Below are 6737 nucleotides of genomic sequence, written 5' to 3' on the forward strand. Positions count from 1 at the left end.
ATACTCCTCAAAAAGGTTTAAAAAGATATGTATTGGAAAAAGTATTAAAAGAAAAGCGGGAGAGCATTGTCCAATAAACAAAATCTCTAAATCCCGCAAAAAAACTTTTTACTAAAGAAGCCTTCAATAGTATGATAATAGCTACATTATAGTGTAAAGAAAAAATATTGACAAATAATTATAGGAAGGCTATAATTACCTTTGTTGCCTTGGGGTGATTCGTATGAAATGGACTTTAAGTCAGTTACAAAAATATCGAAGCAAGGACTTTCCCATTGATGAAATTGTCAATGCTGATGAGGTCATGAAATTGAATCCGGAAATACGCGGTGCATCACCAATGCATGTGACTGGCCGTGCGGATACAGATTCTGCCAAAGTGACTTTTCATTTAACTATAAAGGGTCATTTAATACTGCCTTGTTCTCGTACTTTAGTTGACGTAAATTATCCAATTAATGTTGAAACAACTGAAACTTTCTTATTAAAAGGTCCTGATTATGAGACCGAAGAGGAAGTTCACCAGGTAAAAGGGGATGTGATTGATTTAAATCCGATCCTTCATGAGATCCTTTTACTCGAAGTCCCAATGCAAGTTTTCTGCGAAGACAGCAGTGAAGAGGGAGCTCCGCAATCCGGTAAGGATTGGGAGGTCATTCATGAGCAGGATAAACAGGATAAAGTAGATCCTCGTCTTGCTGGACTTGCTCAATTTTTTGATCAGAATGATCCTTCTTCCGATTCATAACGGAAGAAAAACAAGAAGCACTTGAAGACACCAGCTTGCTCTGGCCTTCATAACTTTCTTAATGGGTTTGTCCAATTCCTATGGACATCCTCTAATACTCTTTAAGGAGGTGGGAAGAATGGCTGTACCTTTTAGAAGAACATCTAAAACTGCGAAGAGAAAACGTCGTACCCATTTTAAATTACAGGTTCCTGGTATGGTGGAATGCCCAAACTGTGGTGAAATGAAACTTGCTCACCGCGTTTGCAAAGCTTGCGGAACTTACAAAGGAAAAGAAGTAGTTAACGACTAATCCTTTAGATACAAAGCACAAGAACTTAGTTCTTGTGCTTTTGTCGTTTTTCGATTTATATATTATAAGTATAAAGCTATCTTTACTTTTGCAAATATTAAAAATAGTTTAATCAAAAATTTTGGAGGTAGCCATGAAACCTTACATAATTGAAGAATATGAAAATGGCCTGTTAATTTTCAGGATTAACAGGCCTGAGAAAAGAAATGCCGTAAACTATGAGGTTATGGATGGTCTTGAGACCGCAGTACATATGGCTGGTAAGAAATCAGTTAAGGCGCTTGCGATTACGGGTGAGGGAGACCAGGCTTTTTGCTCAGGAGGGGATCTATCTTCCTTTCACAGTTTAAAGACAGAAAATGAAGCTTTTGGAATGCTAAGCAGAATGGCTGCTATTTTAAAAAAATTACTATTCTTGCGTAAACCAACTATTGCCATATTGAATGGAACAGCTGTCGGCGGAGGCTGTGAACTGGCTGCTGCATGTGATTACAGAATTGCTAAAGCAGGAATAAAAGCAGGTTTCATTCAGGGAACTTTAGCCATAACAACCGGCTGGGGAGGCGGTTCCATTATTATGGAAAAGATGCTTCCTGCCAATGCCATGAGAATGCTGATGGAAGGAAAGTTATATAATGAAAAGGAATTAAAAGAATTAGGTTTCGTACATTCAGTCTTTCAGGGGGATTCAACCGATGGGTGTCTGCGTTTTCTGGAAAGAATGCTTAGACTTGAGAGTGAGGTATTGGAAGCTTATAAAGATCTTCTTGTAAATAAGTGGGAGAAAGCAGGCTTAGAAGAGAGAATTGACCAGGAAGTCCGCAGCTGTTCTGTTTTATGGGAGGGAGAAGCACACCATGCCAAAGTTGACAGCTTTCTGAATAAGTCATAAGCGTATTCTTTGCGGGGATGAATAAAGTTGCATTTTATAATATGATATCAGTCTATCTTTTCTAGCATTGGCATATGTATAAAGAAAAACACTAGGAGGGATACACTGATGTCTTCAACCCGTCAGGATGCTTGGTCTCAAGATGAAGATTTACTTCTTGCAGAAGTTGTGCTCCGTCATATACGTGAGGGAGGAACTCAGCTACAGGCATTTGAAGAAGTTGGCAAACAGTTAAGCAGAACCGCGGCTGCCTGCGGATTTCGCTGGAATTCTTATGTAAGAAAACAATATAAATCAGGTATTGAATTGGCAAAAAAGCAGAGAAAAGAAATGAAGAAAAACCCGCATGCTGCTGGAAGTGAAAAAGACCTTCATGCAGTTCCTGAGGGAAAGGCGGGAAAAAGCGAAAACACAGTGCAGGCGATTAATAGGGAAATCGAGTTTGATGAATTAGTCGGCTTTCTGAAAGCTTTATATGAGAATGCTCAGAAACCTGTACCTGCAGAAGATCCCGGTGCTTTGAAACGCATTCAGGAGCTGGAGAAGCAAATGTATTACCTGGCTGCGGAAAATGAGAAATTAATTAAAGAATTAAATACGCTGGAACAGGATTACAAAGCACTGGTAGAGATTATGGAAAGTGCAAGAAAGCTTGTTGGGCTTAAGGACGGAAGCCGTCACAAAAACTTGAAATTTACTGTAAATCCTGAAATAAAGCCTGAAAAGGTTGAGAAATAGATGATTGTAAATAGAAATAAGCGGACTTAAATTTGTCCGCTTATTTCTATGCATTTATAGCAGAAGACAGCTGCTTAATGAGTTTGTTCTTTAACACCAGCCGGGAACCAGGCAAGCGGATTCTCTCCCAGGTCGCGTTCCATATCATAATGAACGGGTTCAAATCCCATCTTCTCCCAGAAAGCCTTTGATTTCACACGCGGATTTGTTTTAATAGGAAGTCCAAATCCTTTTGCAAATTCTACAAGTGATTGTCCATAACCTTTGTTTTGATAATCAGGCAAAACTTCAAGCTTCCATAGCTCTAAATAATCCTGTGCAGGTTCGAAATAGCGGTCGAATCTTGCCTCAATCTGGTAAAGGCTCATGCGTGCAACAAGTTTATCCCCGAAGTAAATACCATAAAATGGAGACTCGCTGTCGTTTTCGATAATATTAGCTTCAAGGTCTTCAAGCATGGAAAGCTCCTGCAATCCATATTCTTTAAATTTCTTAAACTCTTCCAGAGTTTTATAATTTACCTTTAATTTTTCAACCTTATAGTTCATAAAATCTCCCCCTTAACCATCGGTGTGTAGGACTTCTGTGGATGAAAACGCTTTATAATACCTTCCTTTAAAGTTGAAAGGTTTCTTCTTTGTCTATTATTATATAACAAGTAAACAAAAAATTCTGCACATATGGAAAACTTAATATATTTTTAGTTTTTTTATAAAAATCAGAAAGCGTTTACAAAAATAGCAGGAAATAAGCAGAAGATTGTAGAAATATATATTATTGCAGGATTAATACAAGTAGAAAGGGGCCAGACTGTGCAAAAAATTCTGATTGCCAACAGGGGAGAAATTGCTTTAAGAATCATAAAAACCTGCCGTGAAATGGAAATTGAAACTATTGCCATATATTCTGATGCAGATAAAGACCTGCCATTTGTTAAAGAAGCTACATATGCTTTCCATATTGGTGAGCCGCCTGTCAATAAATCTTATTTGAAAACAGATGCCATTCTAGAGATTGCCAAAAGGGAAAAGGCAGATGGAATTCATCCGGGGTATGGTTTTTTGTCGGAAAATGCCGGCTTTGCAAGAGCGGTAATTGATGCAGGGATTGCTTTTATTGGACCGGATCCGGAAACGATTGAATTGATGGGGGATAAAATTGTATCCCGCAAAACCATGAAGGAAGCAGGAGTGCCGGTTGTCCCGGGTAGCGGAGAGGGAACCTCCACCCTCGAGGAAGCATGCAGGCTTGCTGATGATATGGGTTACCCAGTCATGCTGAAGGCAAGTGGTGGAGGCGGAGGAATTGGTATGGTGCGCTGTGAAAATGAGCAAGCGCTCGCTAAGTCCTTTGCCTCAACCAAGTCCCGTGCCAAAGCTTATTTTGGTTCTGATGAGGTTTTTGTAGAAAAGTATATAGAAAATGCCAGACATGTTGAAATACAGGTATTTGGTGATCATCATGGGAATATCGTCCACTTATTTGAAAGAGATTGCTCTATACAGAGGAGACATCAGAAGGTAGTGGAGGAATCACCATCTCCTTTCCTTTCAGAGCAAACAAAGCAAAAGATGTATGATACAGCTTTGACTGCTGCCAGAGCAGTCGGTTATAAAAATGCCGGTACTATTGAGTTCATTGTAGATGAACAGGAGAATTTTTATTTTCTTGAAATGAATACAAGACTTCAGGTTGAGCATCCCGTAACTGAACAAGTGACCGGACTTGATCTTGTCGAATGGCAGCTCCTTGCAGCAAGAGGGGAAAAGCTTCCTCTAGAACAGAACAGAATAGAGCAGCAGGGCCATTCGATTGAATTTAGGCTATATGCAGAGGATCCTGTAAGCTTCATGCCTTCTCCTGGAAAATTGTCAAAATTTGAATGGGCAGATTCCCCGGGAGTACGAGTAGATTACGGTTATGCTTCAAATACGGCAGTCAGCCCATTTTATGATCCTATGATCGCTAAATGCATTATCTATGGACAATCAAGGGATGAAGCAATCAAAAATGCACTGCAGTTCTTTGATGGACTGAAAATTGAAGGTATTAAAACGAATGCCCCATTATTTAAAGAGATTTTAAAAGATGAAGATTTCCGTAATGGAAATTATTCTACATCCTATCTAACCCAGAAGGCTTTTGCCGTTAACTAAAAGGAGGAAATAACAATGAAAGAAATTACATCATCAATGGCAGGTACTGTATTAAATGTGTTGGTCGAAGCGGGTCAGGAGGTTAGTGCCGGACAGGAAGTACTAATGCTTGAATCCATGAAAATGGAAATTCCAGTTGAAAGCGAAACTGCTGGAAAAGTTGCTGACGTGAAGGTCAGCATAGGAGATTTTGTTAACGAAGGCGATGTGCTGGTTGTATTTGAATAAGCAGGCATGGACACACATGACAAGGGGCTGCCTTTGCTCCGTGTAACTATCTGTCTTTCGGGTTTTGTCTATAATTGGATATTTAGAATTGAGGAGGATGGGAATGACTACTGCAAAGACATTAACTGAGACGCTCCAGGAAAGAAGCCGTGTAATAGAAGCGGGCGGACATCCAAAATATCATGAAAAAAACGAAGCACAAAACAAACTATTTGTCAGAAGACGGCTTGAACTTTTGTTTGATGACGGATTCTATGAGGAAGATGGAAAATTTGCGAACTGCCAGGAAAATGACCTTCCTGCAGATGGAGTAGTTACTGCAGTTGGAAAAGTCAACGGCCAGACCGTTTGCGTAATGGCGAATGACTCAACAGTAAAAGCCGGCTCCTGGGGTGCTAGGACGGTTGAAAAGATCATCCGTATTCAGGAGACAGCAGAGAAGTTGAAAGTTCCGATTCTATACCTGGTTGACTCTGCCGGTGCCCGTATTACCGATCAGCTTGAAATGTTTCCGAATAGACGCGGAGCAGGAAGAATTTTTTATAACCAGGTAAAGCTTTCAGGCATGATACCGCAGATTTGCCTCCTTTTTGGACCATCTGCGGCCGGCGGAGCATATATACCTGCATTTTGTGATATTGTTATTATGGTAGATCAAAATGCTTCTATGTATCTTGGATCACCAAGAATGGCAGAAAAGGTTATCGGGGAGAAGGTTACCCTGGAAGAAATGGGCGGCGCCCGCATGCATTGTTCTGTCAGTGGATGTGGAGATGTCCTTGCTTATAGTGAAGAAGAGGCTATTGAGTCAGCAAGAAGGTATTTGGCATATTTCCCGGCAAGCTTTAAAGAAAAACCTGAGAGAGTGGAAGCCGTCATGCCAAAATCCGGTCGTGCTCTTGAAGAAATCATCCCAAAAAATCAAAATGCCCCATTTGACATGTATGAGTGTATTGATTCCTTAATTGATGAAGGCAGCTTTTTTGAAATTAAGAAGCTTTTTGCTGCGGAACTGATTACCGGACTTGCCCGAATAGGAGGAAGACCTGTAGGTATTATTGCCAACCAGCCAAAGGTTAAAGGCGGCGTTTTATTTGTGGATTCTGCGGATAAAGCAGCGAAGTTTATTCAGCTTTGCGATGCTTTCCATATCCCTCTGTTATTCCTGGCGGATGTCCCTGGGTTCATGATCGGGACGAAGGTTGAAAGAGCCGGAATTATCCGTCATGGTGCCAAACTTATTGCTGCCATGAGTTCTGCAACAGTTCCGAAAATCTCCGTTGTTGTAAGAAAGGCATATGGAGCCGGATTGTATGCAATGGCTGGTCCGGCATTTGAGCCTGATTGCTGCATAGCATTGCCAACAGCACAAATTGCAGTAATGGGACCTGAAGCAGCAGTAAATGCTGTTTATTCCAATAAAATCAATGCGATTGAAGATCCAAAAGAAAAGATTAAGTATGTTCAGGAAAAACAGCAGGAATATAAAGAAACAATTGATATCTACAAGCTTGCCTCTGAATTAATTGTTGACGATATTGTTGCACCTTCAGATTTAAGAAATGTTTTAATTAACCGATATACTCTTTACGAGACTAAAGAACTAACATTCAGCGTCCGGAAACATCCAGTTTATCCGGTATAATACTCATCATTAAAAAACCCTTTTTTTGGTCTTGTCCC

General features: G+C 40.2%; 8 protein-coding genes. 7 read left to right on the plus strand and 1 reads right to left on the minus strand.

All coding sequences use genetic code 11. The features are described from left to right. Positions 1-223: 223 nt before the first annotated feature. From CHI10_RS09900 to CHI10_RS09915, 4 genes are all read left to right on the plus strand, one after another. Positions 224-748, plus strand: coding sequence for a YceD family protein (locus CHI10_RS09900; RefSeq protein WP_095244131.1), 525 nt, complete (start codon positions 224-226; stop codon positions 746-748). A 118-nt stretch (positions 749-866) separates the two neighbouring features. Beyond that, the gene (rpmF, locus tag CHI10_RS09905; protein WP_009791160.1) at positions 867-1040 is read left to right on the plus strand and encodes a 50S ribosomal protein L32; all 174 of its coding nucleotides are present in this window, start codon (positions 867-869) and stop codon (positions 1038-1040) included. Between the two features lie 133 nt (positions 1041-1173). Then, positions 1174-1932: an enoyl-CoA hydratase/isomerase family protein gene (locus CHI10_RS09910; protein WP_095244132.1), complete on the plus strand. Its 759-nt coding sequence runs from the start codon at positions 1174-1176 to the stop codon at positions 1930-1932. A gap of 108 nt (positions 1933-2040) precedes the next feature. Continuing rightward, positions 2041-2670, plus strand: coding sequence for an RsfA family transcriptional regulator (locus CHI10_RS09915; RefSeq protein ID WP_095244133.1), 630 nt, complete (start codon positions 2041-2043; stop codon positions 2668-2670). Positions 2671-2744: 74 nt separating this feature from the next. Here CHI10_RS09915 and CHI10_RS09920 read toward each other — a convergent pair whose 3' ends face one another. Further along, positions 2745-3218, minus strand: coding sequence for an N-acetyltransferase (locus CHI10_RS09920; protein WP_035328746.1), 474 nt, complete (start codon positions 3216-3218; stop codon positions 2745-2747). A gap of 264 nt (positions 3219-3482) precedes the next feature. On the opposite strand from CHI10_RS09920, the gene CHI10_RS09925 reads away from it, so the two are divergent. The 3 genes from CHI10_RS09925 (at position 3483) to CHI10_RS09935 (ending at position 6699) form a co-directional block, all read left to right on the plus strand. Continuing rightward, entirely contained in the window at positions 3483-4826 is a 1344-nt protein-coding gene (locus CHI10_RS09925; protein ID WP_095244134.1) for an acetyl-CoA carboxylase biotin carboxylase subunit, read from the plus strand. Between the two features lie 15 nt (positions 4827-4841). Continuing rightward, complete coding sequence (locus CHI10_RS09930) at positions 4842-5054, plus strand: biotin/lipoyl-binding carrier protein (RefSeq protein ID WP_095244135.1); 213 nt, start codon at positions 4842-4844, stop codon at positions 5052-5054. Between the two features lie 103 nt (positions 5055-5157). After that, a complete protein-coding gene (locus CHI10_RS09935; RefSeq protein WP_095244136.1) occupies positions 5158-6699 on the plus strand; it encodes an acyl-CoA carboxylase subunit beta in 1542 nt (513 codons plus the stop codon). The last annotated feature ends 38 nt before the right edge of the window (positions 6700-6737 follow it).

It is taken from the genome of Bacillus sp. 7894-2, from assembly GCF_002272225.1.
GTDB lineage: Bacteria > Bacillota > Bacilli > Bacillales > Cytobacillaceae > Cytobacillus.

Bases quoted from the DNA above. Each gene is read 5' to 3' on its own strand.
- CHI10_RS09900 (WP_095244131.1), top strand. From the start codon at position 224: ATGAAATGGACTTTAAGTCAGTTACAAAAATATCGAAGCAAGGACTTT.
- rpmF (WP_009791160.1), top strand. From the start codon at position 867: ATGGCTGTACCTTTTAGAAGAACATCTAAAACTGCGAAGAGAAAACGT.
- CHI10_RS09910 (WP_095244132.1), top strand. From the start codon at position 1,174: ATGAAACCTTACATAATTGAAGAATATGAAAATGGCCTGTTAATTTTC.
- CHI10_RS09915 (WP_095244133.1), top strand. From the start codon at position 2,041: ATGTCTTCAACCCGTCAGGATGCTTGGTCTCAAGATGAAGATTTACTT.
- CHI10_RS09920 (WP_035328746.1), bottom strand. From the start codon at position 3,218: ATGAACTATAAGGTTGAAAAATTAAAGGTAAATTATAAAACTCTGGAA.
- CHI10_RS09930 (WP_095244135.1), top strand. From the start codon at position 4,842: ATGAAAGAAATTACATCATCAATGGCAGGTACTGTATTAAATGTGTTG.
- CHI10_RS09935 (WP_095244136.1), top strand. From the start codon at position 5,158: ATGACTACTGCAAAGACATTAACTGAGACGCTCCAGGAAAGAAGCCGT.